Annotated in this window: 21 protein-coding genes and 1 riboswitch; of the genes, 10 read left to right on the top strand and 11 right to left on the bottom strand. The window is 72.7% G+C overall.

Annotation, left to right across the window (positions count from 1 at the left end; genetic code table 11):
* Nucleotides 1–3: 3 nt before the first annotated feature.
* Both FHS08_RS04935 and cofG read right to left on the bottom strand, forming a co-directional pair.
* Nucleotides 4–1,530 (bottom strand): flavin-containing monooxygenase, encoded by a 1,527-nt coding sequence (locus tag FHS08_RS04935; protein WP_167036102.1) that lies wholly within the window; start codon nt 1,528–1,530, stop codon nt 4–6.
* Complete coding sequence (cofG, locus tag FHS08_RS16800) at nt 1,527–4,595, bottom strand: 7,8-didemethyl-8-hydroxy-5-deazariboflavin synthase CofG (RefSeq protein WP_341800306.1); 3,069 nt, start codon at nt 4,593–4,595, stop codon at nt 1,527–1,529. The genes FHS08_RS04935 and cofG overlap by 4 nt, the downstream gene beginning before the upstream one ends.
* Before the next feature lie 104 nt (nt 4,596–4,699).
* Here cofG and FHS08_RS04920 point away from each other — a divergent pair, with 104 nt between their 5' ends.
* The gene (locus FHS08_RS04920) at nt 4,700–5,152 is read left to right on the top strand and encodes a hypothetical protein (RefSeq protein WP_167036099.1); all 453 of its coding nucleotides are present in this window, start codon (nt 4,700–4,702) and stop codon (nt 5,150–5,152) included.
* Between the two features lie 54 nt (nt 5,153–5,206).
* Here FHS08_RS04920 and FHS08_RS04915 read toward each other — a convergent pair whose 3' ends face one another.
* Both FHS08_RS04915 and FHS08_RS04910 read right to left on the bottom strand, forming a co-directional pair.
* Nucleotides 5,207–6,037 carry an ABC transporter permease subunit gene (locus FHS08_RS04915; protein ID WP_167036096.1) on the bottom strand — a complete coding sequence of 277 codons (831 nt, stop codon included), beginning with the start codon at nt 6,035–6,037 and terminating at the stop codon, nt 5,207–5,209.
* The gene (locus FHS08_RS04910) at nt 6,034–7,872 is read right to left on the bottom strand and encodes an ABC transporter ATP-binding protein (RefSeq protein WP_167036093.1); all 1,839 of its coding nucleotides are present in this window, start codon (nt 7,870–7,872) and stop codon (nt 6,034–6,036) included. The genes FHS08_RS04915 and FHS08_RS04910 overlap by 4 nt, the downstream gene beginning before the upstream one ends.
* A 146-nt stretch (nt 7,873–8,018) precedes the next feature.
* Between FHS08_RS04910 and FHS08_RS04905 the strand changes: the two genes are divergently transcribed.
* Genes FHS08_RS04905 through FHS08_RS04890 form a run of 4 tightly spaced genes read left to right on the top strand, consistent with a single transcriptional unit; the run spans nt 8,019 to nt 11,377 of the window.
* Nucleotides 8,019–9,089: a 3-hydroxyisobutyryl-CoA hydrolase gene (locus tag FHS08_RS04905; RefSeq protein ID WP_167036090.1), complete on the top strand. Its 1,071-nt coding sequence runs from the start codon at nt 8,019–8,021 to the stop codon at nt 9,087–9,089.
* Between the two features lie 3 nt (nt 9,090–9,092).
* Nucleotides 9,093–9,914, top strand: coding sequence for an LssY C-terminal domain-containing protein (locus FHS08_RS04900; RefSeq protein ID WP_167036087.1), 822 nt, complete (start codon nt 9,093–9,095; stop codon nt 9,912–9,914).
* Nucleotides 9,911–10,429 (top strand): hypothetical protein, encoded by a 519-nt coding sequence (locus FHS08_RS04895; RefSeq protein ID WP_167036077.1) that lies wholly within the window; start codon nt 9,911–9,913, stop codon nt 10,427–10,429. Before FHS08_RS04900 ends, FHS08_RS04895 begins: the two co-directional genes overlap by 4 nt.
* A gap of 9 nt (nt 10,430–10,438) precedes the next feature.
* Nucleotides 10,439–11,377 carry a J domain-containing protein gene (locus FHS08_RS04890; protein ID WP_167036074.1) on the top strand — a complete coding sequence of 313 codons (939 nt, stop codon included), beginning with the start codon at nt 10,439–10,441 and terminating at the stop codon, nt 11,375–11,377.
* 22 nt (nt 11,378–11,399) lie between these two features.
* On the opposite strand, the gene FHS08_RS04885 is transcribed toward FHS08_RS04890, so the two are convergent.
* The gene (locus FHS08_RS04885) at nt 11,400–12,962 is read right to left on the bottom strand and encodes a D-alanyl-D-alanine carboxypeptidase family protein (protein WP_167036071.1); all 1,563 of its coding nucleotides are present in this window, start codon (nt 12,960–12,962) and stop codon (nt 11,400–11,402) included.
* Between the two features lie 38 nt (nt 12,963–13,000).
* Nucleotides 13,001–13,111: riboswitch (TPP riboswitch) on the top strand.
* Between FHS08_RS04885 and FHS08_RS04880 the strand changes: the two genes are divergently transcribed.
* The 3 genes from FHS08_RS04880 (at nt 13,104) to FHS08_RS04870 (ending at nt 16,040) form a co-directional block, all read left to right on the top strand.
* A complete protein-coding gene (locus tag FHS08_RS04880) occupies nt 13,104–13,730 on the top strand; it encodes an ECF transporter S component (protein ID WP_167036068.1) in 627 nt (208 codons plus the stop codon). (Overlaps the previous riboswitch by 8 nt.)
* Before the next feature lie 8 nt (nt 13,731–13,738).
* On the top strand, nt 13,739–15,211 hold the full coding sequence (locus FHS08_RS04875) for an ABC transporter ATP-binding protein (RefSeq protein ID WP_170283283.1): 1,473 nt from the start codon (nt 13,739–13,741) through the stop codon (nt 15,209–15,211).
* Nucleotides 15,212–15,251: 40 nt separating this feature from the next.
* Nucleotides 15,252–16,040 carry a CbiQ family ECF transporter T component gene (locus FHS08_RS04870; protein WP_167036065.1) on the top strand — a complete coding sequence of 263 codons (789 nt, stop codon included), beginning with the start codon at nt 15,252–15,254 and terminating at the stop codon, nt 16,038–16,040.
* Here FHS08_RS04870 and FHS08_RS04865 read toward each other — a convergent pair.
* From FHS08_RS04865 to FHS08_RS04855, 3 genes are all read right to left on the bottom strand, one after another.
* A complete protein-coding gene (locus FHS08_RS04865) occupies nt 16,021–16,233 on the bottom strand; it encodes a hypothetical protein (RefSeq protein WP_167036063.1) in 213 nt (70 codons plus the stop codon). The genes FHS08_RS04870 and FHS08_RS04865 overlap by 20 nt on opposite strands.
* A gap of 76 nt (nt 16,234–16,309) precedes the next feature.
* Nucleotides 16,310–17,638, bottom strand: a complete 1,329-nt coding sequence (locus FHS08_RS04860) for an FtsX-like permease family protein (RefSeq protein ID WP_167036060.1) — start codon at nt 17,636–17,638, stop codon at nt 16,310–16,312.
* A gap of 11 nt (nt 17,639–17,649) precedes the next feature.
* A complete protein-coding gene (locus tag FHS08_RS04855) occupies nt 17,650–18,399 on the bottom strand; it encodes an ABC transporter ATP-binding protein (protein ID WP_167036057.1) in 750 nt (249 codons plus the stop codon).
* Nucleotides 18,400–18,515: 116 nt separating this feature from the next.
* Between FHS08_RS04855 and FHS08_RS04850 the strand changes: the two genes are divergently transcribed.
* Together FHS08_RS04850 and FHS08_RS04845 are read left to right on the top strand one after the other, a co-directional pair.
* On the top strand, nt 18,516–19,799 hold the full coding sequence (locus FHS08_RS04850) for a sensor histidine kinase (RefSeq protein ID WP_167036054.1): 1,284 nt from the start codon (nt 18,516–18,518) through the stop codon (nt 19,797–19,799).
* Entirely contained in the window at nt 19,780–20,442 is a 663-nt protein-coding gene (locus FHS08_RS04845) for a response regulator transcription factor (RefSeq protein WP_167036052.1), read from the top strand. The genes FHS08_RS04850 and FHS08_RS04845 overlap by 20 nt, the downstream gene beginning before the upstream one ends.
* A 93-nt stretch (nt 20,443–20,535) precedes the next feature.
* Here the strand turns inward: FHS08_RS04845 and FHS08_RS04840 are convergent, their stop codons facing one another.
* From FHS08_RS04840 to FHS08_RS04830, 3 genes are all read right to left on the bottom strand, one after another.
* A complete protein-coding gene (locus FHS08_RS04840) occupies nt 20,536–21,261 on the bottom strand; it encodes a phosphotransferase (protein WP_167036049.1) in 726 nt (241 codons plus the stop codon).
* 46 nt (nt 21,262–21,307) lie between these two features.
* Nucleotides 21,308–21,655 carry a DUF488 family protein, N3 subclade gene (locus FHS08_RS04835; RefSeq protein ID WP_167036046.1) on the bottom strand — a complete coding sequence of 116 codons (348 nt, stop codon included), beginning with the start codon at nt 21,653–21,655 and terminating at the stop codon, nt 21,308–21,310.
* A gap of 111 nt (nt 21,656–21,766) precedes the next feature.
* Entirely contained in the window at nt 21,767–24,043 is a 2,277-nt protein-coding gene (locus FHS08_RS04830) for a GMC oxidoreductase (protein ID WP_167036043.1), read from the bottom strand.
* Between the last annotated feature and the right edge of the window lie 100 nt (nt 24,044–24,143).

The following is a 24,143-nucleotide window of genomic DNA, read 5'->3' as shown; positions in this document are numbered from 1 at the left end:
CTCCTATGCCTGCGCGGGAACCCGTGCAGGCCGCGGTTCGACGGGCGGTCGGGGTGCGGGTCGCTGCGGGGCGGCCGCCGGTCGTCCGCCGGTCGTCCTCCCGGCGAACTCGGTGCCGTCTGCGCGCGCGAGCCGCTCGCGGAACGCGGCGACCGTACCCGGCCACAGCAGCGTGAGCCGGCCCGAGCGCTCGTCGACGTACCAGTTGCGGCATCCGCCCGTCATCCAGGGGGTGGATGCCGCCGCCGCCGCGATCTCGCGCGTGTACCCTTCCTCGGCCTCCGGCCGGACGCGCAGCGCCTCGCCGGGGGCTCTGCCGTCGAGGGTGCGCACGACATACGCGGCCTGCTCCTCGATCATGAGCACGGACGAGTTGTGGCCCAGGGCCGCGTTCGGCCCGTCGAGCACGAACAGGTTGGGGAAGCCCGCCACGACGGTCGATCCGAACGAGGTCATGCCATCCGCCCAGTGCGCGGCGAGCGTCGTGCCGTGCTCGCCGCGCACGAGCTCGGCATAGGGCTGCCGGGTCGAGGCGAAGCCCGTCGCGAGCACGAGGACGTCGGCGTCATGGCGTGCTCCGCCCGCGGCGACGAGCGTCGACCCTTCGACGCCTGCGAGAGCGCTCGGCTCCAGGGTCACGTCGTCGGAGGCGACGGCGGGGTAGAAGTCGTCGGACAGCAGGACGCGCTTGCAGCCGAACGCGTAGTCGGGGGTCAGCGCAGCGCGCAGCGCGGGATCGCCGACCTGGGCTGCGAGGTGCTCCTCCGCGACGACCCGAGCCGCGGCCGCGGCATCCGGATCTCCCGAGCGCGACGCGAAGCGCGCCTCGCCCTCGCGGTAGAGGTCGGCACGCAGGGCGCGCAGCGCAGCGGGGTCGTCGGCGAAGGCCGTCCGCTGCTCGGCCGTGTACGCGTGCGCGTCGCGGGGGACGATCCACGCGGGCGTGCGCTGGAAGAGCGTGACGTGCGCGCCGCGCCGCACGAGCTCGGGGACGAGCTGCACGGCCGATGCTCCCGTGCCGACGACGGCGATCCGGGCGCCTGCGAGCTCGACGGAGTGGTCCCAGCGGGCGGAGTGGAAGAGGGGGCCCGCGAATCCTTCGAGCCCAGGGATGTCGGGCACGGCCGGCTCGGTCAGGCGTCCGCACGCGAGGACGAGCGCCTCGGCCTCGATCGCGCCGGTCGTCGTGTCGATGTGCCAGGCCTCGCCCGTCCAGTGGGCGCTCGTCATGGCCGTGTGCAGCCGAGGGGCGATGCCTTCGTCGGCCGCGACCCGTTCGAGGTACGCGCGGATCTCGTCGCCGCGGGCGTAGAGACCCGACCAGTCGGGGTTCGGGTGCGACGCGAAGCCGTAGAGGTGGCTGGGAACGTCGCACGCGACCCCGGGGTACGTGTTGTCGCGCCACGTGCCGCCGACGGATGATCCGCGCTCGATCACGACGAACGACTCGCGTCCCGCCCGCCGCAGCGCGAGCGCCATGCCGATGCCGGCGAACCCCGCGCCGACGATCGCGACCTCGACGCGCGTCATCGAGTCGCCGCCGTCGAAGCCGTGCGGTAGTCCGTCGTGCGCAGGCGGAACGGCCGGAACAGACGCGCTGCCATGGCGGCGGCATCCGCCACGGGAAGCTCGAGGCGGTGCTCGACGCCCGCCTCGGGCTTGACGTGCCCGTCGAGGAGTGCGCCGCCGAGATCGTCGCCGCCCGCCTGGAGGAGCACGGAGGCCCCGTCACGTCCGACGCGGGTCCACGGGATCTGGATGTGCGGGATGCTGCCGCTCAGCAGCAGGCGCGACACGGCGACCATCGCGCGGTGCTCGTCGAGGGGCGCTCGGCCCGCGACGACCGGGACGCCACCGGAGGCTCCGGGCAGCGGGATCGGCACGAACTCCGTGAAGCCGTGGGTCTGATCCTGGATCGCCCGCAGCCGGCGCAGATGCGCGATGCGCTCCGCCGGCGTCTCGACGTGTCCGTAGAACAGCACGGAGGTGGAGCGCAGGCCCGCGAGATGCGCCGCCGTGATCCCCTCGGTCCAGCGGTCGATCTCGAGGTCGCCCGGCGCGACGATGCCGCGCACGCGTTCGGTCAGCACCTTGACCCCGGTGCCCGGCACGGTGTCGACGCCCGCCTCGCGCAGCGCCGCGAGGGCGCCGGCGAGGCCGAGGCCCGTGCGGTCGGCGAGGTCCCAGACGTCCTGCGGGCGGTAGGCGTGCAGGTGCAGGTGCGGGGTCGCGGCCTTGATGGCGCGCGCGATCGCGAGGTAGGCGGAGGGGTCCTCGCCTCGGGGGACGAGCCCCTGCACGCAGATCTCCGTCGCACCCAGCGCCGCGGCATCCGTCGCGATCGCGGCCGCGTCGTCGAGATCGAACTCGTCGGGAGCGCCCGGCCGCGCGCGGAAGCCGGACGACGTGAGGTTGCGGTTGACGACGAGCGTCACGGCCTCGCCGACGGTGTAGCGGCGCACGTCGTCGGCCGTCGCGGCGACCGCGTCGAGGTCGTCTCCCGTCGCCTCGAGGAGCTCCAGCCACTCGGCGTCGTCGAGCGAGAGGGGATCGGATGCCGCGGCCTGCGCGAGTCCGCGCACGCGGCCGTCTCCTCGGCCTGCGCCGCCGCCCGCGCCGCGTCCCGTGCCGCCGCCTGCGCCGCGTCCCGTGCCGCGGCCTGCGCCGCGGCCCGCGCCCGTCCCGCGCCCGCCGGCCCCCGCTGCGTGCCCGCCGGCCCCCGCTGCGTGCCCGCCGAGTCCATGCCCATTCGTCGAGTCCACCTCGGATTCGCGTCGCCCGAGCATGGATTCGGCGGGGGAGGGTGGGTTCGGCGCCGGGGCGGCGGGGGAGGGTGGGTTCGGCGCTGGGGCGGCGGGGGATGCGGGAGCGGAGGATGCTGCGGCCAGGCCCGTCCCGGCATCCGTTGCGTGCCCGCCGGCCCCCGCTGCGTGCCTCCCGGCCCCCGCTGCGTGCCCGCCGGCACCGGCTGGGTGGGCGCCGAGCCCCGCTGCGTGGCCGCCGAGTCCATGCCCATTCGTCGAGTCCACCTCGGATTCGCGTCGCCCGAGCATGGATTCGGCGGGGGAGGGTGGGTTCGGCGCTGGGGCGGCGGGGGATGCGGGAGCGGAGGATGCTGCGGCCAGGCCCGTCCCGGCATCCGCTGGGTGGCCGCCGGCACCGGCTGGGTGGCCGCCGGCCCCCGCTGCGTGCCCGCCGAGTCCATGCCCATTCGTCGAGTCCACCTCGGATTCGCGTCGCCCGAGCATGGATGCGGCGGGGGAGGGTGGGTTCGGCGCCGGGGCGGCGGGGGAGGGTGGGTTCGGCGCTGGGGCGGCGGGGGATGCGGGAGCGGAGGATGCTGTGGGAGCGGAGGATGCTGCGGCGGGGGACGCTGCGGCCAGGCCCGTCCCGGCATCCGCGAGCGCTTCGACGGCGGAGTGCAGCACGGGATCGATCCAGGTCGCGGCATCCCGCACGAACTCGGGATGCGCGGTCAGCCGCTCCCGCAGCGCGAAGCCGAGCGCGGCCGTCCGCGCGGCGAGCTCGTCGATCTGCGGCCACGGCCGCTCGGGGTTGACGTGGTCGGCCGTGAGGGGGGAGACGCCGCCCCAGTCGTCGGCGCCCGCGCGGACGAGCAGGCCGAACTCGGCGGCGTCCGACAGGTTGGGCGGCACCTGCACCCGCATGTGCGGCCCCAGGACGAGTCGTGCGACCGCGACCGAGGCGACGTATTCGATGATCGAGGCGTCCGCGGCGCCGCGCATCGCAGTCCGCGGCTTCGCGCGGAAGTTCTGCACGATGACCTCCTGCACGTGCCCGTGGCGGGCGTGCACGTCGCGCAGCGCGACGAGCGACTCGGCGCGGTCGCGCAGCGTCTCGCCGATGCCGACGAGGATCCCCGTCGTGAACGGGATGCGCGCGGCACCGGCGTCCTCGATCACCCGGAGCCGCACATCGGGATCCTTGTCGGGCGAGCCGAAGTGCACCTGCCCGGGCTCTTCGTACAGCCGCCGCGACGTCGTCTCGAGCATCATCCCCATCGATGGGGCCGTCGGGCGCAGCGCCACGAGCTCGTCGGACGACATGACTCCGGGGTTGAGGTGCGCGAGCAGGCCCGTCTCGGCGGTGATGAGCCGTGCCATCGCACTGACGTAGTCGAGCGTCGAGGCGTAGCCGTGCTCGTCGAGCCACGCGCGGGCCTCGGGCCATCGCTCCTCGGGCCGGTCGCCGAGCGTCAGCAGGGCCTCCTTGCAGCCGAGCGCCTGGCCCTGTCGCGCGACCGCGAGCACCTGCTCAGGGGTCATGTATGCGGGCTTGTGGAGCTTGCGCAGCTGCGAAGGCGTGTCGACGAAGATGCAGTAGTGGCAGCGGTCGCGGCACAGCGTCGTGAGGGGGATGAAGACCTTGCGCGAATACGTCATGACCCCGGGGCGACCGGATGCCGCGAGCCCGGCATCCCTCGTCGCGCCCGCGAGACGCAGCAGGCGCTCGAGATCCTCGCCCGTCGCCGAGAGCAGCGCTTCGGCCTGGGCCGCGTCGAGCGCCTCGCCCGTCGCCGCCCGGTCGAGCGCGTCTGCGACGCCGAGGCGCGGCGCAGGGTCGAGCAGGGTCACCGTTCCAGTCTTGCACTGCCGCCGGACGGGCGGCGCGGCGATCGTTGTCCGTCTGCAATGAAATCGACCCCGTGACGCGACGCGCGCACTGGCAGACTGGTCGCATGGTGACGCTGCTGCTGGACTCGACGCGACTCGAGGTCGTGCTGTCGGGCACCGAGCGGGTCCTCTCATTCCACAAGGGGAATGTCGAGATCGATCGCACGTCCATCGCGAAGGTGCAGCTGACCGACGACCCGTGGACGTGGCTGCGCGGAGTCGCGAACCCCGGCACGCACGTGCGGGGGCTCATCGCGATGGGCACGTGGAAGTCGGCGGGCGCCGACGACTTCGCCGTGATCCGCCGCCGCAGGCCCGGCGTCGTGATCGACCTCGAAGACCACGGGCAGTTCCAGCGGGTCATCCTGACGACGCGCCACGGGCTCGCGCTCGTGCAGGCGCTTCAGCTCGACGTCGACGAGAAGCCCGCCGATGTCGCCGAGCTGGCGACCGGGGCGATCCCGACGCCGCCCGTGCCCCCGAAGCGACGCAAGCCGAAGGTCGCGCCGGCGACCTGATCGGCCGTCGGGGTTCCGTTCGGGAGCGGATGCCGTCAGCCGACGTCGCGGCCGTCAGCTGACGTCGCGTCGCCAGCTCGTGAAGTAGCCGATCACGAGCACGACGAGGGCGTAGCCGAGCAGGACGAGTCCGCCGGCCCACCACTCGAGCGGAGTCTCGGCGGGCACGCCGCCCTGTGCCGACCCCATGCCCGAGAAGATGCTCGCCCCGACCAGCGCGTCGCTCGCGGCGCCCGGAAGGAGGCGGGTGATGTCCCCGATCTCCTTCACGAGGGAGCCCGCGAGCCGCGCGACGGGCTCGAGGAACTGCGTGAACACCAGGACGCCGACGATCGCGCCGACCTGGTTGCGCACGAGGACCCCGACGCCGATGCCGACGATCACCCACAGGACGTACGCGATGAGCATGCGTCCGAACATCGCCCAGGTGTCGGAGGAGGTGAAGTCGGTGTCGAGCCCGAAGCCCGCGAGGAATCCCGCGGCCGGCGCGACGGCCGCGACGACACCGATGATCCCGTACAGGATGCCGAGCAGCACGCCTACGAGGAGCTTCGCCCACAGCACCGTCGCGCGGCGGGGCGTCGCGAGGAACGTCGGCGTCAGGGTCTTGTGCCGGAACTCCGTCGTCACCATGAGAGTGCCGATGAGGAGGGGGAAGACGTATCCGATCGCCGTCGCCGTGCTGTACAGCGTGGGGGCGATGCCGTCCGAGGGCAGGCGCGGCCCGTCGCCCGGCAGAGCGCCCGTCGCGGAGGCCGAGAACACCCAGCCGATGGCCGCCGACGTGAAGGCCACGTACGCGAACAGGACGATCACGAGGATCCACCAGATCGCCGTCGTGAACTGCTTCGTGGTCTCCGAGCGGGTCGCGGTGACGAGGCTCATCGCAGGCCGCCTTCCTCATGGTCGTCGGCTTCTCGGTCCGGCTGCTCCGGCTCGTAGGGCGGAAGGTCGGAGGCCGTGTCCCCGGGCTCGTCGGGCGGAAGGTCGGAGGCCGTGTCCTCCGGCTCGTCGGGCGGAAGGTCGAAGGCCGTCTCGACCGAGTCGCCCTCTTCGGCTTCCGGGGATGCAGGGGCGGATGCCGCGTCCTCGGCGGTCGCGGGCGCGACGGCGCCGGGGGCGGAGCCCGCGTCGCCGGAGGGCGGCGCGGTGATGGCGACCCCGTCGGCGTCGAATGCCGCGAAGAAGCGGTCGGCCTCGAGATCGGCATCCGTCCTGACGTAGTTCTCCCAGGGCCTGTCGCTCTCGGGGGGCCCGTCGGTCGCGCCGTCGTCGCCGAGCGCGGGGGCGTCGGCGGGTGGAGCGTCGTCGATCGGCTGTTCGAGTGCGGCATCGATGGCCTCGATCTCGTCGCCTTCCGACACGTCCGAGCCGTCCTCGCCGATCGGCGTCTCGACCGCCGCCGAGGCGACGCTGGAGGGCTCGACGCCGGGCTCGACGCCGGGCTCGACGTCGGGCTCGAGGTCCGCCTCGACCGCCGCAGCGGGTTCGGCCTCCTCCGCGCCGGAGGGGATGATGTCGATGATGCCCGTGCTCGCGACGACGAAGCCCGCCGCCGAGTCGGCGGCGTCCGCCTCGGCAGGCTCGGCAACGGCCTGCACCGCGAGCTCCGCCTCGGCGAGGGGCGCATGCTCCGCCTCGGCGACGGTCGCGTCCGCGGCGGCGGCGGCATCCTCCGCGCCGTCGACGGCATCCTCCGCGTCTGCGGCATCCTCCGCGCCCGCGGCGGCATCCTCCGCGCCGGCGACGGCATCCTCCGCGTCTGCGGCGTCCTCCGCGCCCGCGACGGCATCCTCCGCGCCGTCGACGGACGCGCTCGCGTGTGTGCGCACGCCGCTGACGAGGTCGAGGAAGACCTCCTCGAGCGCCGGTCCTCGGCGCTGCAGCAGCGTGAGGGCGACGCCTCCCGCGGCCGCGGCCTGGCCGATGAGACCCGTGTCGACGCCGCGGACGACCAGGCCCGAGCGGAGCAGCTCGAACTCGACGCCGGCGTCGTGCAGCGCGTCGGAGAGCGCGGCGCGATCGGACGCGTCCACGACCGTCGCGTACTCCGTGGGGTCGGTCAGCTCGTCGAGGCGGCCCTGGAAGACGAGCCTGCCCTGCGAGATGATGAGCAGCGAGTCGACGGTCTGCTGGACCTCCGCGAGGAGGTGCGACGAGACGAGGACCGTGCGGCCCTGCCGTGCGAGCTCGCGCAGGAGCCCGCGCATCCACTTGATGCCCTCGGGATCGAGGCCGTTCGCCGGCTCGTCGAGGACCAGCACGCCCGGATCGCCCAGCAGCGCGTATGCGAGCCCGAGTCGCTGCCGCATGCCGAGCGAGTAGCCGCCGACCTTGCGTCCCCCCACGTCGGCGAGGCCCACCATGCCGAGCGTCTCGTCGACGCGCGAGTCGGGAAGCCCTGCGGCCTGCGCGTACACGCGAAGATGGGCGGCACCCGATCGGCCAGGGTGGAAGCTCGAGGCCTCGAGCACCGAGCCGACCGTCTGCAGCGGGTTGCGCAGATGCGCATACGACAGTCCGCCGATCGTCGCGGTGCCGCTCGTGGCCTTCACGAGCCCGAGGAGGATCCGCAGCGTCGTCGTCTTCCCCGCGCCGTTGGGGCCGAGGAAGCCCGTCACGAGACCCGGTTCGACTCTCGCCGTGAATTCGTCGACGGCGGTGACGGCGCCGAAGCGCTTCGTGACACCGGAGAACTCCAGCACCTGTCCTTGGGGCATGCCGAACCCTCTCATCGTCGTGAGCTATCGTCCCTATCTTTGCGGAAAGTCGCGGCTCGCGCCGGGATGCCGCGCGCTCGCCGTCGCAGTCGCCTCGAGAGCGGCGGCCGATCCGGCCGGGGACCGGCCCGAGTAACGTTGCCCGTGTGAGCGAACAGGTCGATCCGTCCGAGCCCCGCATCCTCGTTCGCACCGACGGCGGCCTCGGCCGGCTGACGCTCAACCGGCCGCGCGCGATCAACGCGCTCGACCTCGACATGATCCGCGATCTGTCGGGGGCGCTGGACGCGTGGGAGCACGACTCGGACGTCGAGATCGTCGTGCTCGACGGCGCGGGCGAGCGCGGAATGTGCGCCGGCGGAGACGTCCGAGACCTCTACGACCAGATCGTCGCGGGCGACTCCGAGGCGACGGGCGGGTTCTTCCGCGCCGAGTACGCCCTCGACGCACGCATCGCGGAGTATCCCAAGCCCGTCGTCGCACTCGCCGACGGCATCACGATGGGCGGAGGCATCGGCCTTGCGGGGCATGCCGCGATCCGCATCGTGACGGAGCGCTCGAAGCTCGCGATGCCCGAGACCCGCATCGGGTTCACCCCCGACGTGGGCGGCACGTGGCTGCTCGCGCATGCGCCCGGTCGGCTCGGCGAGTACCTCGCGCTGACGGGGGCCACGATGGATGCCGCGGACGCGGTGTATGCCGGCCTCGCCGACCATCTCGTGCCGTCCGAGAGCCTCGACGCCCTGCGCGACGCGTTCGCGACGCGTGCCGATCCCTCGAGCCCGACCGAGCTCGTCCTGCTGTTCGACGAGACCCCCGCCCCGTCGGGGCTCGCGGCGGCCCGAGCGTGGATCGACGACGCCTTCTCCGCCGACACCGTCGCCGGGATCGTCGACCGGCTGCGCGCGCGGCCGGAGGCCGAGGCATCCGCCACCGCCCACGTGCTCGGCGAGCTCTCGCCGACGAGCCTCGCCGTGACGCTCGCCGCCGTCCGCCGTGCGCGCGCGCTGCCCGGCCTGCGCGCCGCGCTCGCGCAGGAGTACGGGCTCGTCCTGTGGTTCGCGACGAGCCAGCCCGATCTCGTCGAGGGCATCCGCGCGCAGGTCGTCGACAAGGACCGTGCCCCGAGGTGGCGGCCCGCGACGATCGCGGACGTCGCTCCTGATGCCGCGGCATCCGCCCTCTCGTACGTCCCGCCCATTCCCCTCTGGGAATGACGCGTGTCCGCCCCCGAGACGCACAGGCGACGTTGGTCGGCAAGAATCGCGATCGACTGGTTCTTCTTCATCTTCGCGGGGCTCGCGGCGATCTGGCTCGCCTATCTGAGCTTCACGGAGACGCTGTCGCTCGGATGGTGGGGCATCGCCGGCGGGATCCTGTTCTGGGCGCTGCTCGCGTATCTCGTGCTGCCGCGGCTGCACCGCATCCTCACGACGATCTACGTGCCTGAGTACTTCATCGGCCGCGCTCGCACGAGCGACGGACTGCTCGGCGACCCCGTCAACCTCGCGTTCATGGGAGTGGAGGAGCAGCTCCACGCCGTCATGCGGGAAGCGCGATGGACGCGCGCCGATCCCGTGACCCCGCGCTCGTCCTGGCGCATCGTCACGGCGACGCTCACCCGCCGCAGCTACGACGAGGCCCCCGTGAGCCCGCTGTTCCTCTTCGGACGCCAGCAGGACTTCGCGTACCAGCAGGAGGTCGCCGGCAACCCCGCCCAGCGCCACCATGTGCGGTTCTGGAGGTGCCCCGACGGCTGGCTGCTCCCGGGCGGGCGCCGTGTCGACTGGGTCGCGGCGGGCACGTTCGACACGGCGGTGGGCCTGTCGCTGTTCACGCTCCAGATCACGCATCGCATCGACGCCGACACCGACGTCGAGCGCGACCACATCGTGAAGACCGTGACGGATGCCGATCCCCGCGTCGCGGTCGACGTCATCCGCGACTTCTCCTCCGGCTACCACGCGCGAAACGGCGGAGGCGACAGCATCCGCACCGACGGCGATCTGCCCATCGTCGACGTGCGGGGGGTGACCTCGTGACGGAACACGCCCCCGGCAAGCGTGCCGCGTTCGAGCCCGTCGAGCGGCTCCTGAAGCCGACGGGGTACGACCCCGCGATGAGGCGGCCCGTCACGATCGTCGTCGGGGCGGCCCTCGTGCTGCTGCGGGTCGCTGCGGGGGTCGCGTGGATCGCGGACGTCGGGGCGCACTGGAGCGGGTACGCGGGCGACGTCGCGGTCAGGGTCGGCGACCTCTCGCTCTCGCCCGATGCCGTGCGCAGCTCGTTCGTCGTGTTCGCGGCGCTGTCCGGCCTCGTGCTGCTCGTCGAGTCGGCGCTCGCGATCCTCATCCTCCGCGGGGCCGACTGGGCGCGCATCGTCGTGATGTCGTTCGCCGTCGTGTCGATATCCTCGTCCTTCGGCAGCTGGTGGGCGCAGGGCCAGGAGATCACGCTGAACACTTCGCTCGTGTCGCTCGCGCTCGACATCCTGGTCCTCCTCGCGCTGTCCAGCCGCAGCGCCGCCGCCTACGCCCGGCGCAACGAGCGTCGCTGAAGGAGCCCCATGTTCGACAGTCCTCTCTCGTCGTCCGCATACGAAGTGCTCGGCGTCGACCCCACGGCCGACGAGGAGGCCCTGCGCAGGGCCTACCGGCTGCGCCTTCGGCAGACCCATCCCGACACGGGCGGCGACGCGGCCCGGTTCATCCAGGTGCAGCGCGCGTGGGAGCTCGTCGGCACGACCGACGCGCGCGCGGCGTACGACCGGGGCCACGGCTTCGGCGACGCGCCTGCGCCGGAGTACGGACCGGATGCCCCGTCCTGGCGCCCGCAGGGCGGGCCCGCAGACACGCGACCCCGCGCACGGTCGTACGGGCACCCGGGCGGATGGCGCCGCGAGCGCTACCTCTCGCTCATCCGCGAGTGGGCGGGTCGCGGCGTGACCGTCGAGAACCCGTACGACCCCGCGCTCGTGCGCTCGGCCCCGGTCGCGGTGCGGCGCCTCCTCGCCGACGCGCTCGCCGAGGAGGCGACGGCGCGGATCGTCTCCGACCTCGGCATGGGATACACCGTGTGGCACGACGTGGCGGCCTCCGCTCGCGGCGGCGACCCGGACGAGAAGCTCGACCACGTCGTGCTGGGCCCGAGCGGGTTGTACGGCATCCTGTCGGAGGACTTCGGCGGGCCCGTGCGCGTGCGCCGAGGAGAGCTCATCGGCGACGCGGTCGACGGCGCTCCCGTCGCCGGCCTCCTCGCGCGCATGCGGGTCGTCGCGCGCGCGGCGGGCGTTCGGTTCGGCGGCGCGATCGTCGTGCTGCCGGACGACGACGTCCTGCAGCCCATCGAGGAGCTGGGTCGGATCCGCGGCGTGCCCGTCGCGATCGTGTCGCGCTCGGCCCTCTCGGCCGTGCTGCGGCGCGGCGTCGCGGGAGCGCGGGCGATCGGCGGCAACGAGGTCTTCGACGTCCGCACGCGCCTGCAGCACACGGTGCGCTTCGCCTGACGGAGCGAGTGAGCCCGCGGGCTCAGCTCGTGAGGCCGAAGAGGTCGAGCGGGTGCGTGAGCCGCCACCACGCGGACGGCGGCTCGATGTCGCCGTCGAGCGCGAGCGTCACGGTCTTCGCGTCGAGCGGGCCCGTCACGGTGAGCGAGCCGACGGCATCGCCCGCGTCGCGGCTGTCGTCGAGCGCGTACTGGACGGCGACGGTCCCGACACCGCCGTTCCACAGGATGATCGAGGCGTCCTCCGTCGTCACGACGTTCGCCGTGTCTCCCCACCTCGTCTCGACGACGCCCGCGGTCGTCCCCTTCACGACGGACGGCTTCGGCTGCAGCTCGGCCTCGAGCTGCGCGTACAGCGCGCGCGAGGCCGCCGACCGCGTCTCTGGATCGGGCTGCCCCAGCACGGACGCGTACAGGCGCACCGTGACGCCGGCGACCGTGACGTCCTTGGCCGAGAGGAGGTTGAACTCGTCGAGCGACCCCGTCTTGATGCCGACGACGCCCGGGTCGGCGAGGAGGTCGTTCGTGTTCTCGACGTGGCCCGCACCGGGCAGGTCCACGGCCTTCGTCGCGACGATCTCGGCGATGACGGGGTTCGCGAGCGCCTTGACGGCGAGGTTCACGAGCGCCTCGTTCGTCGCGACGTTGCGTGAGTCGAAGCCCGTCGGCGAGTAGACGGTGATCCCGGGGACGCCGTGGCTCGTGAGCCACTCGTTCGCGGCCTTCGCGAAGACCGCGTTGCTCGGCCACAGGTTGCCCGCGAGACGGTCCGCGTAGTTGTTGGCGGAGCCGATGAGCATCCCCTGCAGCATCTGGTACTCCGTGAGCGACCCGCCGACCGGGACGTTGAGCGCGGACTCGCCGCGACCACGGTAGGCCCAGTACTGCGTGCGGTCGTTGCCCGTGAAGCGGAACTCGGGCCCCTGCTCGCCGACCGCGAGCGGCATCTCCTCGAGCACGAGCAGAGCCGTGAGCACCTTCGTGATGCTCGCGATGGGTGCGGGATCGGCGGTCGACGAGAGGGTGCCCGGGATGCCGCGCACGGCGATCGCGGCGCTTCCCTGCGCGGGCCACGCCGGCGCCGCGACGGGCGCGGCGACGGGCTCGACCTGGACCGCCGTGATGGTGGGGGCGACGGCGTGCAGCGGCCACAGCAGGGTCGTCGCGGCGTAGCCGCCGAAGAGGGCGGCGATGAGGAGGATCGGGATGATGACGCCCGGCCGGAACGGCGACCGCCGCGGGGCCGTCGCCAGGAGGTCGGCGGAGGCGGGCGCGACGGGGGACTCCACCGCGTCGAGCCCCGTGAGGGGCCGCACGGCTGCCGCGAACGCGGCGTCGTCGAGCCAGGCGAGAGCGATCCTGCCGCCCGGCCGGGTCGGTGCGGGCTCGGGGGTCGGAGCGGGCGCGACGTCGGCATCCGTCATCGTGTCGAGGATACGAGTGTCGAGGGCTGCTGCCGCGGGTTCTGCGAGCAGTGTCGTGACGGCGTCGATGCCGTCACCGGCATCCGGCACGCCCACGGCGTCGCTGGACGCGGTCGCGCGCAGGGAGCGGCGCGTCAGCGGGGGGACGTCGTCGGAGGTCACCCGCCCAAAATACCCCGTCACGACGCGGGTATACTCATCGCGACAACCACGGGAGTCCGGTGAGCCGGGCTGAGAGGAAGCGAATCCACGCTTCGACCGTCGAACCTGATCCGGATCATGCCGGCGCAGGGAGGAGAGAACATGTCCGTATCCACGTCTTCGTCCACCACCGCGAAGAGCCGCGGTCGCCTGCGCTGGCGCGTCGTCGACATCGTCGTCGCCAGCGTCCTGGGAGTCGCGTCGGGGCTCATCTTCCTGCTGTGGAACATCGGCTACCTCGGGCCGAAGGGCATCCTGGAGCCGCTGCTGCCCGGCCTTCAGGGTCTGCTCGACGGTCCGTGGCTCTTCGCGGGCGTGCTCGGGGCGCTCATCATCCGCAAGCCCGGCGCCGCGCTCTACACCGAGACGCTCGCCGCCGTGGTCTCGGCGCTCGTGGGAAGCCAGTGGGGCGGCTTCCTGACGCTCGAGGCAGGGCTCGTGCAGGGCCTCGGTGCCGAGCTGATCTTCCTGGTCTTCTTCTACCGCAACTGGAGCCTGCCCGTCGCGATCCTCGCGGGGGCGGGCGCCGCGCTCGCGGGCGGCATCAACAACATGCTGCTGTGGTACGTCGGGTCCGACACGACGTTCACGGTCGTCTACCTCATCTCGACCGTCGTCTCGGGGGCCGTCATCGCGGGCGCGCTGTCGTGGCTGCTGGCCAGGGGCCTCGCCGCGACGGGTGCGCTCGACCGCTTCGCCTCAGGGCGCGCGCAGCGCGCTCGCGTCTAGACGCGCGGATGCCGTTCGAGGGCGCGTCGCGCCCCGTCGCCGTCGACGCGCGGGGCTGGGGCTGGCGCCATGCCTCCCGCATCGCGTGGGCCCTGCGGGAGGTCTCGTTCCGCATCGAGCCCGGCGAGCGGGTCCTGCTGCTCGGCGCGTCCGGTGCGGGCAAGTCGACGCTCCTGCAGGGGCTCGCGGGCGTGCTCGGCGGAGACGAGGAGGGCGAGTCCGAAGGCGCTCTGCTCGTCGACGGCGCGCGTGCCGAGGCCGCCCGTGGCCGGGCGGGGCTCGTCCTCCAGGATCCCGACTCGCAGGTCATCCTGACGCGCGTCGGCGACGACGTGGCGTTCGGGTGCGAGAACCTGGGCGTGCCGCGCGACGAGACGTGGCGGCGCGTCGACGCGGCCCTCGACGCCGTGGGGCTGGACGTGCCGCTCGACCGCCAGACGAAGGCGCTCTCGGGCGGGCAGAAGCAGCGCCTCGCGCTGGCGGCCGCGCTCGCGATGCGCCCGGGGCTCCTCCTCCTCGACGAGCCGACGGCGAACCTAGACCCCGACGGCGTGATCGAGGTGCGTGCGGCGGTCGCGGCGCTGCTGGAGCGGCATCCTGCCACGCTCGTCGTCGTCGAGCACCGCGTCGAGGTGTGGCTCCCGATCGTCGACCGCGTCATCGTGCTCGGCGGCACCGTCGACGGCGGAGGGGTCGTCGCCGACGGCACCCCGGATGCCGTGCTCGGCCGCGAGGGCGAGCGGCTCGCCGCCGCGGGCGTGTGGGTGCCCGGCATCCCTCCGGCTCTCCCGCCGGCGCCGGCGCACGCCGCAGGGCCGGCCCTGCTGTCGGCGCGCGGCCTCGCGGTCGAGCGCGTGCGCGGCACGCCCGTGGTCACCGGGGTCGACGTCGACGTCCACGAACGTTCGGCGCTCGCGATCACGGGACCGAACGGCGCGGGCAAGTCGACGCTCGGCCTCACGATCGCGGGGCTGCTGCCGCCGGGGGGCGGGTCGCTCGTCGCGGCGGACGACCTCGCGGCCGGCGCGGGGCCATCCCCGATCCGCTGGTCCTCGCGGCAGCTGCTCACCCGGATCGGGACGGTGTTCCAGGACCCCGAGCATCAGCTGCTCGCCCGCACGGTGCGCGAGGAGCTCGAAGTCGGCCCGCGCGCGCTCGGGCTCGAAGAGCGCGAGACGGCCGAACGCGTCGACGAGCTGCTCGAACGGCTGCGACTCTCGGCGCTCGCGCGCGCCAACCCCTACACGCTCTCGGGCGGCGAGAAGCGCCGGCTGACGGTCGCGGCCGCGCTCGCGACGAGACCCCGCGTGCTCGTGCTCGACGAGCCGACCTTCGGGCAGGACGCCCGCACGTGGGCCGAGCTCGTCGCACTGCTCGCGCGTCTGCGCGACGACGGCAGCGCGATCGTCGCGATCACGCACGATCTGGCGGTCGTGGAGGCGCTGCGCGCCGAGCGGCACGTGCTGGCGGTGCCGTCATGACCGCCGACCGTCCGGCACCGCATCGTCGGGAGGTCGCCGCGTGACCCTCCTGGAGTCTCACGCCCGCACGGGCTCGTTCGCGCGGATCAACCCCGTCGCGAAGCTCGGGGCGAGCGCCCTCATCGCGCTGCCCCTCATCCTGACGCTCGACTGGGTCTCGGCCGCCGTCGCCCTCGGGCTCGAGTGCGCGCTGTTCCCGTTCGCGAGCATCGGCTGGCGCGAGTTCTGGCTGCGGACCTGGCCCGTGTGGCTCGCCGCTCCCCTGACGGGCCTCACGATCGCGCTCTACGGCGAGACCTCGGGGCACGTGTACGCGGAGTGGTTCGTGGTGCGGATCAGCGAGGGATCTCTGACCCTCGCCGTCGCGACGTTCTTCCGCGTGCTCGCGATCGCCCTGCCGTCGGTCGTGCTGTTCGTCACGGTCGACCCGACCGACCTCGCCGACGGGCTCGCGCAGGTGCTGAAGCTCCCCGCGCGGTTCGTGCTGGGCGCCCTCGCAGGCCTGCGGATGGTCGGGCTCTTCCTCGACGATTGGCGAGCGCTCGAGCTCGCGCGCCGCGCGCGGGGCGTCGCCGACCGTGGGCGCATCCGGCGCTTCCTCGGGATGGCGTTCGCCCTGCTCGTCCTCTCGATCCGGCGCGGGTCGAAGCTCGCGACCGCCATGGAGGCGCGCGGCTTCGGCTCGCCCGTGCCGCGCACGTGGGCGCGCGCATCGCACTTCGGGGGCCGCGAATGGGTCCTCCTGGCGATCGGCGCCGCGATCTCCGGCGTCGCCGTGACGGCCGCCGTGCTCGCGGGCACGTGGAACTTCATCCTCGGGCCGTCGTGAATCCGCGACGCCCGAGACCGAGGGCCGCCGACGGATGCCGCAGCCTCGGCGTCAGGGCGCGAGCGCGGCGTACTCGGGCCTGGAGCGCCGGGAAGTAGTCGTCCCACGCGATGGCGGCGGCATCCCGGCCCGTGTGCGAGGCGACGGCACAGAACCACAGGTGCCAGCCCGTGCCCGTGCCACTCGGGTCCATCGTTGCACTCGGTGTCCCGTCGGCGCGACCGCGAAGTCGGGCGAGCCGGGAGGATCGTGCACCTGTCGCGAGAGCGCTACTCGACGGCGAGCGTGCGAGGGATCTCGTGTCGGAGCGCGGCGATGGTGGGTGCGACTGTGGCTGCCAGGATGAGTACGAAGCCGCCGAAGGCGATGAGCCCGATGGTCGAGAACGATACGACGGGTACGGGCAGCGAGAGCTTTGCCGCGATGACGAGTCCGCCGGCGACGGTTGCGAGTGCTCCGAGGATCGCGGCGGTCACGGCGTAGATCGCCGCTTCCCATATCGCGGTGAGCGTGATCGCCGGCTGCGTCGACCCGGCGGCTTGGATGAGGGCGAACTCGCGTTCGCGTGCGCGACCAGACATGAACACTGTCGCTGCGGCAGCGACGGCGGAGAGCAGCAGCGGGCCGCCGAGCAGGATCACCACTCCTTCGGGCGCGAGTCCCGTGCTCGCCGTGCTCCCGTTGCGCTCGACGAGGGCAGCATCGAGAGTTGCGGCCGTGGTGTAGAGGCCGCCAGAGAGTGCGATGGCGACCATGAGCGGGCTGATCGCGGCGTGTGACTGACTGAGCCTGTAGCGAGCGGAGTGGCGTGCCAGGAACCAGGATGCCGACATCTTCGCCGGCAGGAGGGATGTCCACGCGTGGAGCACGAAGGGAAGCACCAGTGGACCCGCAGCGGCGAGAGCGGCTGTCAGAAGCGGTGTGAGCAGGATCGCCTGACCTGAGAAGCCGGACAGCGTCGCACTGCCGTCGAGATTCCATGCCAGTGCCACGGCGCCGCCGAGGGTGGTGACCGTGAGCAGGATGCGGAACCATCCCATCCTGACCCGCGGCGGTTCGGGGTCGCGCAGCGCTTCGATCGGCGGTGTGCGGCTCGCGCGTCGTACGCCGCGGAGCCCGCCGATCATCACGACGACGGTGATCGTCGCGACAACGATGAGCATGCTGACGATGCCGAGGTGCAGGCTGATGCCCTGCATGTCCGACCACTCCCGGAACGCCCACGTGAAGAGCGAGGGAAAGACCGGGATGGCGACCAAGCAGCCGATCAGCGCGCCGAGAGCACCCACGATGCCGAGTTGGGTGAGGACCACCATTCCGACGAGGGCGGGGCGGATGCCGACGAGCTGCCAGAGGGCGTAGCTGCGCTGTTGCAGGGCGACCGTCACGTTCGCGGTCGAGCTGAGGACGATGAGCGCGGTCACGGAGGTGAACATGATGACGGCCGCACTGGTGCTGGACAGACCCTCCTGCACGCGCCCGCCGTGGACGCTGCCGGTCTCGATGAGTCCGGCAGCGATCGCACCGACGAACCCGGTGGCGATGGTCAGGGCGAGGATGCCGAGCCACACTCGCGCCTGCGCGGTCAGGTCGGACATGACGAGACGGATCACGCAGCCCCTCCGGCGAGCGTGATCGCTTCGAGCACCCGTTCCGGCGTGGGGCGCCGCAGCTCGTCGTGGATGGTTCCATCTCGGAGGACGAGCACCCGATCGGCGATGGCGGCGGCCTCGAGGTCGTGGGTGACGATCACAACCGATCGATCGCTGCGTGCTGCCGCCCGCAGGAGCCGGAGCACGTCCGCGCCGGTGGCGGTGTCGAGGGAGCCCGTCGGCTCGTCTGCGAACACGATGTCAGGCTGCATGGCAAGCACGCGCGCGATCGCGACGCGCTGCTGTTGACCGCCCGAGAGCTGCCCGGGGCGGTGCCCGCCGCGATCGACCAATCCCACGTCGGCCAGCGCGCGGTCGATCCTGGCGCGATCCGCTCGGCGTCGGGCGAGGCGGGCGGGCAGGGCGACGTTCTCACGTGCGGTGAGCGAAGGGATGAGGTTGTAGGACTGGAACACGAAGCCGACGTGCGTGCGTCGCAGGGTGGCCAGTGCACCACGGCTGAGAGCGCCGAGTTCGCGACCGGCGAGCTTCACGGAGCCGGAGTCGTAGGGTTCGAGCCCGGACAGGCAGTAGAGCAGCGTGGATTTGCCGGAGCCGGACGGCCCCACGATGCTCACCATCTCGCCAGGCAGGATCTCCAGGGTGATCCCGCCGAGCACCGGCACGCGGGGCTCCTTCGCCCCGGCCGAGGGGAAGGTCTTGTGCAGGCTCTCGGCATGGATGAGCGGTTGAGTCACGTTCTCCATTCGAGGGGAGGTCATCGCCGGGCGCGATGGAGCGGGCTGGAGAGTCCAGGTAGAGCTGGCTCTACTCTTCGTCGGTCCCCGACTCCGGCCACGGGCTCGTCCGTAGGGTGGGACACATGAGACCGGCAACCGTCTGGCACGCGCTGATGCGCCCGCCGTGGCGGTTCCTTCTCGGGCGATGGCCGTGGCTGACGCTCGTCTACCTGCTGGCAAGCGCCGTTGTCGGGTTGGTGCTGCTGCCGGTCACGATCGTGACGCTGTTGCTTCTGCCGCTGTGGGGCATCGTGATCGGTGCGCTCGAGCGTCGCCGCACCCGCCTCCTTGGCTTCCCCCACCAGCCGTCCGGGCACGTTCCCCTCGCTCGGGAGCAGCGGCACATCTGGTTGGCGGTCCGCATGAACGAGCGGGCGACCTGGCGCGAGACGGCGGCACTGCTGCTCGACCTCGTGCTCGGCTGGATCGCTCTCGCCGTGGTGTTCGTCCAGGGACTCTGCCTGGTCGTGTTCGTCTTCGTCGGGGTCTCAGGATCGCGCGGCCCCACCCGGATCAACCTCTTCAGCGACGTGTGGATCATCGTCGGCCCAGACGACTGGTGGCCGGTCATCCCGATCGCTCTGCTCGCCGTGTGCAGCTTCGCGTACGTCAACGCCGTGCTCGCCGCGGGCCAGGCGTCGCTGCTCAGGGTGCTGTGCGGTCCCCGGCGGCGCGAGCTCGCCCGCAACGTGGAACGGCTCGTCCAGTCGCGAGCCGCGCTCGTCGCGGCATTCGAGGCGGAGCGACGACGAATCGAGCGCGACCTGCACGATGGTGTGCAGCAGGAACTCGTGACCCTCGCCGCCAGGCTCGGAATGGTCAGCCTCGAACTCGACGATCTCACCACGCACGGCGCCGACACGGCGGCAGCCCGAGTCGCCCTCGATGCCGCACAGGGTCAGGCCGAGCACGCGATGGCGACGCTGCGCAACACGGTCCGCGGCATTCACCCCGCCGTGCTCACAGATCAGGGGCTTCGCGCCGCGCTGGACGAGCTGGCCGACCGGACGCCGGTCCCGCTCAGTCTCGATGTGGCCGAGTTCGGCCGACTGCCCGCCTCGGTGGAGACTGCCGCCTATTACCTCGTCACCGAGGCGATGAGCAACACAGCGAAGCACTCCGCCGCGACCCGGCTGACTGTGCGTGCGGCACTCGAAGGCGACGCGCTCAGCGTGAGCGTCACTGACGACGGGCACGGCAGAGCCGACGAAGATGCTGGAACAGGACTGCGCGGACTGCGCGAGCGCGCCGAAACGCTCGGCGGACGGTTCACCCTCGTCAGCCCCGCCGGCGGACCGACGACGCTGCACATGACCTTGCCGATCCTTCGAGACAGGGCCGAGCGCGATGCGTCTGCTGCTCGCTGAGGACTCCGCGCTGCTGCGCGAGGCGCTGACCGCCCTGCTGGAACGGCTCGGCCACAGCATCGCCGCGAGCGCCTGGACCGCCCCCGGACTGCTCGCCGCATTCGGGAAGCTCGCCGATGCCGGTGAGCCCCCTGACCTCATACTCACCGACGTCCGGATGCCGCCCGGCAACAGCGACGACGGGCTCCGCGCCGCCCTCGACATCCGCGCCATGCGCCCGAGCCAACCGGTGCTGGTGCTCTCGCAGTACATCGCAGACACCTACGCCCGCGAACTGCTCACCCTCCCTGAAGGCGCGATCGGGTACCTGCTCAAAGACCGCGTGAGCCGCGTCCGCGACTTCGCCGCAGCGCTGGAGACGGTCGCCGCCGGCGGGACCGTCATCGACCCCGACGTGGTGCAGCATCTCCTCAGCGGCTCCCGGCCGGGCCCGCTCGACAGCCTCACGGCGCGCGAGCGAGAAGTGCTGGCGCTCATGGCGGACGGCAGGTCGAACGCCGATATCGCGGGCGCTCTCACACTCACGGATGCCGCGGTCAGCAAGCACATCGGCAACATCTTCGCCAAGCTCGGGCTCACCCCGATCGAGGACAACCGCCGGGTCAGAGCCGTGCTGACCTACCTCCAGGTCGCACGGCATTGACGTCGCTCCTGGGGCCGGCGTTGGCGCTCGCGAGCGCCAACGCGCGAACGGGCGCCAGCATCCGGTGGTCGTCGGACATCAGCGGGTGACCGGTCAGGTCGCGTTCCACAGCTCGCGATAGTAGGCGAGGCGCTCGCGGTCGGGGTCGACGCCGTATGCCGCGATGAGGGCGTCCTCCCATCCTGGCCCGTAGTTCCACTCCGTGCTCATCGACGCGACCGCGATGTCGGCCCAGCGGTCGGCGATGCCGAGCGATCCGAAGTCGACGTGGCCGGTCCAGCGGCCGTCGTCGCCGACGAGGGTGTTGGGACAGCAGGCATCCCCGTGGCACACGACGAGCACGTCGATCGGCGGCGGCTCGCGCAGGGCGGCGGGGATCTGGATGCCCCGGGTCGCCGCATCGGCGATCCGGGTGGGGGCGCTCCACTCGAAGGGGCACTCGGTGACGGGAAGAGCGTCGTGGAGCGCTCGAAGGCCCTCGCCGACGGCGTGGACCGCCGTCTCCGCGTCGGCGAGCCATCGGGGGTCGACGGCGGAGCGGCCGGGGAGCGCCTGCGTCACGAGCCACTCGTGCGCGTCGTCGCCCCCGACCTCGAGCACACGCGGCACGGCTGTGAAGCGTGCGGCCCACGCGAGGCGGGCGGCTTCGGCATCCATCGACGTCTCTGCGTTGCGCGGACCGTGCTTGATGTAGCGGCCGTCGTCGGTGCGGAACGTGAGGCCGCCCCGCTCGTTGGCCCACACGGGCGTCAGCGCCGCGTCTCGCGCGAGCCGGCGCACGATCTCGGGCACGACGACGGGCTCGACGGGGATCGTCACGCTCCCATCATCCCGCGCCCGGTCGCCGCCCCGTGCGTCGCCGTCATCACGGGGCCAGCAGAGCCTCCCGGAGGATCACGGCGTGGTTGCGTGCGGGATCGTGGACGCCGTAGAGGAGCGTTGCGACGGGATGCCGCGCCACGGCCTCGCGCAGCTCGGCAACGGCGGGATTCGCGGCGAGCTCGGCGCGGTACGCCGCCTCGAACTCGTCCCACGACATGCCTCCGCCGTGGAACGCCCTGCGCAGCTCGGTGGAGGGCGCGGCATCCTTCGCCCACAGCCCTACCGCCGCGCGCTCCTTCGTGAGGCCGCGCGGCCACAGCCGGTCGACGAGCACGCGGAAGCCGTCGCCGGGGGAGGCGTCGTCGTGGACTCGCTTGACCTTCAGCTCCACGCCGCCAGTCAACTCGGGGCGCGCGCTCCCCGCCACCGGGTCGATGAGGTGTCGCCTATCGCGATGGCGACCATGTGGCGACCATGCGACGGAGGCGGCTGCCGGCGGGCGTCAGTCGTTCGAGAACGCGGCGATCGTGCGCGCCTCCGTCGCGACCGCGTCCTCGAGCGTGTCCTCGGGCCCGCGGAGTGCCGGCCCGCGCAGCGCCGAGCGTGCGAAGCGGCCGGCGAACCCCAGCAGGGTCGCGGCGGCGGCCGGCGCCCCGCGCCCTGCGGCCCTCAGCGACAGTCCCAGCGCGAACAGCCCGGAAGCCGGGATGCGCACGACGCCCTCGCCGCTGTGCCGCGCACCGCCCTCGCGGTGATCGATCGACACGGGGAGCGTCGTCAGATCGCGCAGGCGCGGCATCCGTCCGCCCGTGCGCACCTTGCTGCCCGTGAGCTCGCCACGGCAGCGACGGCCGTCGGTGTAGCGCAGGCGGTAGCGCATGTAGGCGCCGGTCGGGAACAGCTCGAGTGTGCCTGTGACCTGTACGCGGGTCTGGCCGAACACCGCGAGTCCCGAGACGGACGCCGGACCCGCCGGCGCAGCCCCGTCGGGAACCTCGACGGCGAGATCGAGGCGCAGCTGCTCGATGGACGTGCGGCCGTCGGGGCCGGTCATCGCCGCCTCGCCTCGGAGCGACTCCCGGAAGTGAACGGGCAGGGGTGTGGGGTCGTACCCTGCTCCGTGCACCGCCCGCCACGCGCGCACGGCATCCATCGCGTCGTCTTCGGGCACGGGCGCGGGCAGCACCTGGGGTCGCTCGGGTGCGGTCCACCTCGGGTCGCGCAGGATGTCGCGAACAGCGGCCTCGACGTTGCGCTCGGCGATCGCGGCGATCGTCGCCGACGGGTTGACTCCGGTGGAGGCAGGGATCGCCGAGCCGTCGACGACGTACAGCCCCGGGTGACCGTGCACCCGGCCGAGAGAGTCGATGACGCCTCGCTCGCCGTCGCGGTCCATCGGCACGCCGCCGAGGTTGTGCACGGTCACCCCCGTGCGCAGGAAGATCCACGAGGGGAGCAGCCGCACGCGCCCGCCGAGCTGCCGAGCCGTCTGCCGCGCCGCACGGATCTCGGCGTGGTACAGCGGGCTGTTCGGCCTGTTCCGCCAGGCGAGGCGCGCCTCCGCCTTGCGATCGAGCGTGAGCACGCCGTCGGAGCTGTCCCTCCCCATCAGCAGCAGCGCCATCGTCTGGTCGCGCCGCTTCGAGGTGTGCGTGCCGACGGGGTTCGTGCCGAGGGATGCCGTCGGCCGACCCATCGCGGCGCGCACGAGCCCGGCGATCTGCGCGGGGTACGCGCCGTCCTGCACCTGGAACCACACCTTCTCGGCACTCCTGCCCGTTCCGATGTGGCAGTCGACGATCGTCGTGGTGGTGATGGTCGGACCGCGCCCCGGCTGCAGCTGAGTGCGCGGGCGGGAGACGAACGCGAGGAAGTCGCCGTTCCCCGAGAAGCCGTGACCGAGGGCGTCGGGCAGATCGGGGAGCGTCTGGTGCAGATCGCGGCTGCGAAGCAGCAGCTCCGTCGTCGCGACGGCGCCGGCTGCGAGGAACACACGTCGAGCGTGCAGCGCCGCTCGCTCACCCGTGCGGTGATCGAGGTAGTGCACGCGATAGCCGCCGCGCTCGGGCGCGATGCGCTCGACCTCGCACAGCGTGCGGGCGAGCGCGCCGTGCCGCTCGGCCACGGCGAGGTAGGTGTGGTCGACGCTGTTCTTGGCCCCCTCGTTGCATCCGAACATGCAGTCCCCGGCGAACGTGCAGGTGCCGGGGGAGGAGGCGCCCGCAGACGGCACCTGGTCGGCGAACCTCACAGCCAGGAGCGGCCGCACCGTTCCAGTGGGGCGGTGCAGGCGGGCCGCGGCATCCTCCATCGCCGTCGTGCGAGCAGGGACGTCGCCCGTGAGGGGGTCGACGCCCACCGGCGCCACGTCGAGCATGTGCGCCGCGAGGTCGTAGTACGGGTCGAGCGTCTCCCGATCCAGTCCGTCCGGCCACGCGTCGAAGACCTCGTGCGGCGGCCGGGCGAACACGTTGGCGTACACGAGCGAGCCGCCGCCCCATCCCGCGGCCTGCACGCCCACCATTCCGTCGAGCCAGCGGATGTCGTAGAGGCCGCGCCCCTTGTCCCACAGCCAGCCGCTGTCGAGCCTCGTCTCGTCGCGCGGGAAGTCGCCCGGCAACCACCGTCGCCCGCGCTCGAGCACGGCCACGCGCAGTCCCGCCTGCGCAAGCCGCGCCGCGGCCACGCCGCCGCCGAAGCCGCTGCCCACCACGATCGCGTCGAACTCGGTCGCGCGCGGTCCTGTCGTCTCATGCTCTGTCGTCGCTGTCTCTGTCATCGTCTCGCCTTTCGTAGAGAGTGAGCCAACACTCACTCTGTCTGTCGCGCCTGCCCGGATCGCCTGCACGGTGACGGGGTGTTGCGTCCCGATGGTAGTG

This window comes from Microbacterium ulmi (assembly GCF_011759705.1).
In the GTDB taxonomy this organism is placed as follows: domain Bacteria; phylum Actinomycetota; class Actinomycetes; order Actinomycetales; family Microbacteriaceae; genus Microbacterium; species Microbacterium ulmi.
The sequence above is the reverse complement of the archived record's forward strand: the minus strand, read 5'-3'. Positions and strand labels throughout refer to the sequence as shown.

Bases quoted from the DNA above. Each gene is read 5' to 3' on its own strand.
- FHS08_RS04880 (WP_167036068.1), top strand. From the start codon at position 13,104: ATGTCCGTATCCACGTCTTCGTCCACCACCGCGAAGAGCCGCGGTCGC.
- FHS08_RS04855 (WP_167036057.1), bottom strand. From the start codon at position 18,399: ATGGAGAACGTGACTCAACCGCTCATCCATGCCGAGAGCCTGCACAAG.
- FHS08_RS04935 (WP_167036102.1), bottom strand. From the start codon at position 1,530: ATGACGCGCGTCGAGGTCGCGATCGTCGGCGCGGGGTTCGCCGGCATC.
- FHS08_RS04860 (WP_167036060.1), bottom strand. From the start codon at position 17,638: ATGTCCGACCTGACCGCGCAGGCGCGAGTGTGGCTCGGCATCCTCGCC.
- FHS08_RS04830 (WP_167036043.1), bottom strand. From the start codon at position 24,043: ATGACAGAGACAGCGACGACAGAGCATGAGACGACAGGACCGCGCGCG.
- FHS08_RS04865 (WP_167036063.1), bottom strand. From the start codon at position 16,233: ATGGACCCGAGTGGCACGGGCACGGGCTGGCACCTGTGGTTCTGTGCC.
- FHS08_RS04920 (WP_167036099.1), top strand. From the start codon at position 4,700: ATGGTGACGCTGCTGCTGGACTCGACGCGACTCGAGGTCGTGCTGTCG.
- FHS08_RS04850 (WP_167036054.1), top strand. From the start codon at position 18,516: ATGAGACCGGCAACCGTCTGGCACGCGCTGATGCGCCCGCCGTGGCGG.
- FHS08_RS04910 (WP_167036093.1), bottom strand. From the start codon at position 7,872: ATGCCCCAAGGACAGGTGCTGGAGTTCTCCGGTGTCACGAAGCGCTTC.
- FHS08_RS04915 (WP_167036096.1), bottom strand. From the start codon at position 6,037: ATGAGCCTCGTCACCGCGACCCGCTCGGAGACCACGAAGCAGTTCACG.
- FHS08_RS04890 (WP_167036074.1), top strand. From the start codon at position 10,439: ATGTTCGACAGTCCTCTCTCGTCGTCCGCATACGAAGTGCTCGGCGTC.
- FHS08_RS04875 (WP_170283283.1), top strand. From the start codon at position 13,739: ATGCCGTTCGAGGGCGCGTCGCGCCCCGTCGCCGTCGACGCGCGGGGC.
- FHS08_RS04845 (WP_167036052.1), top strand. From the start codon at position 19,780: ATGCGTCTGCTGCTCGCTGAGGACTCCGCGCTGCTGCGCGAGGCGCTG.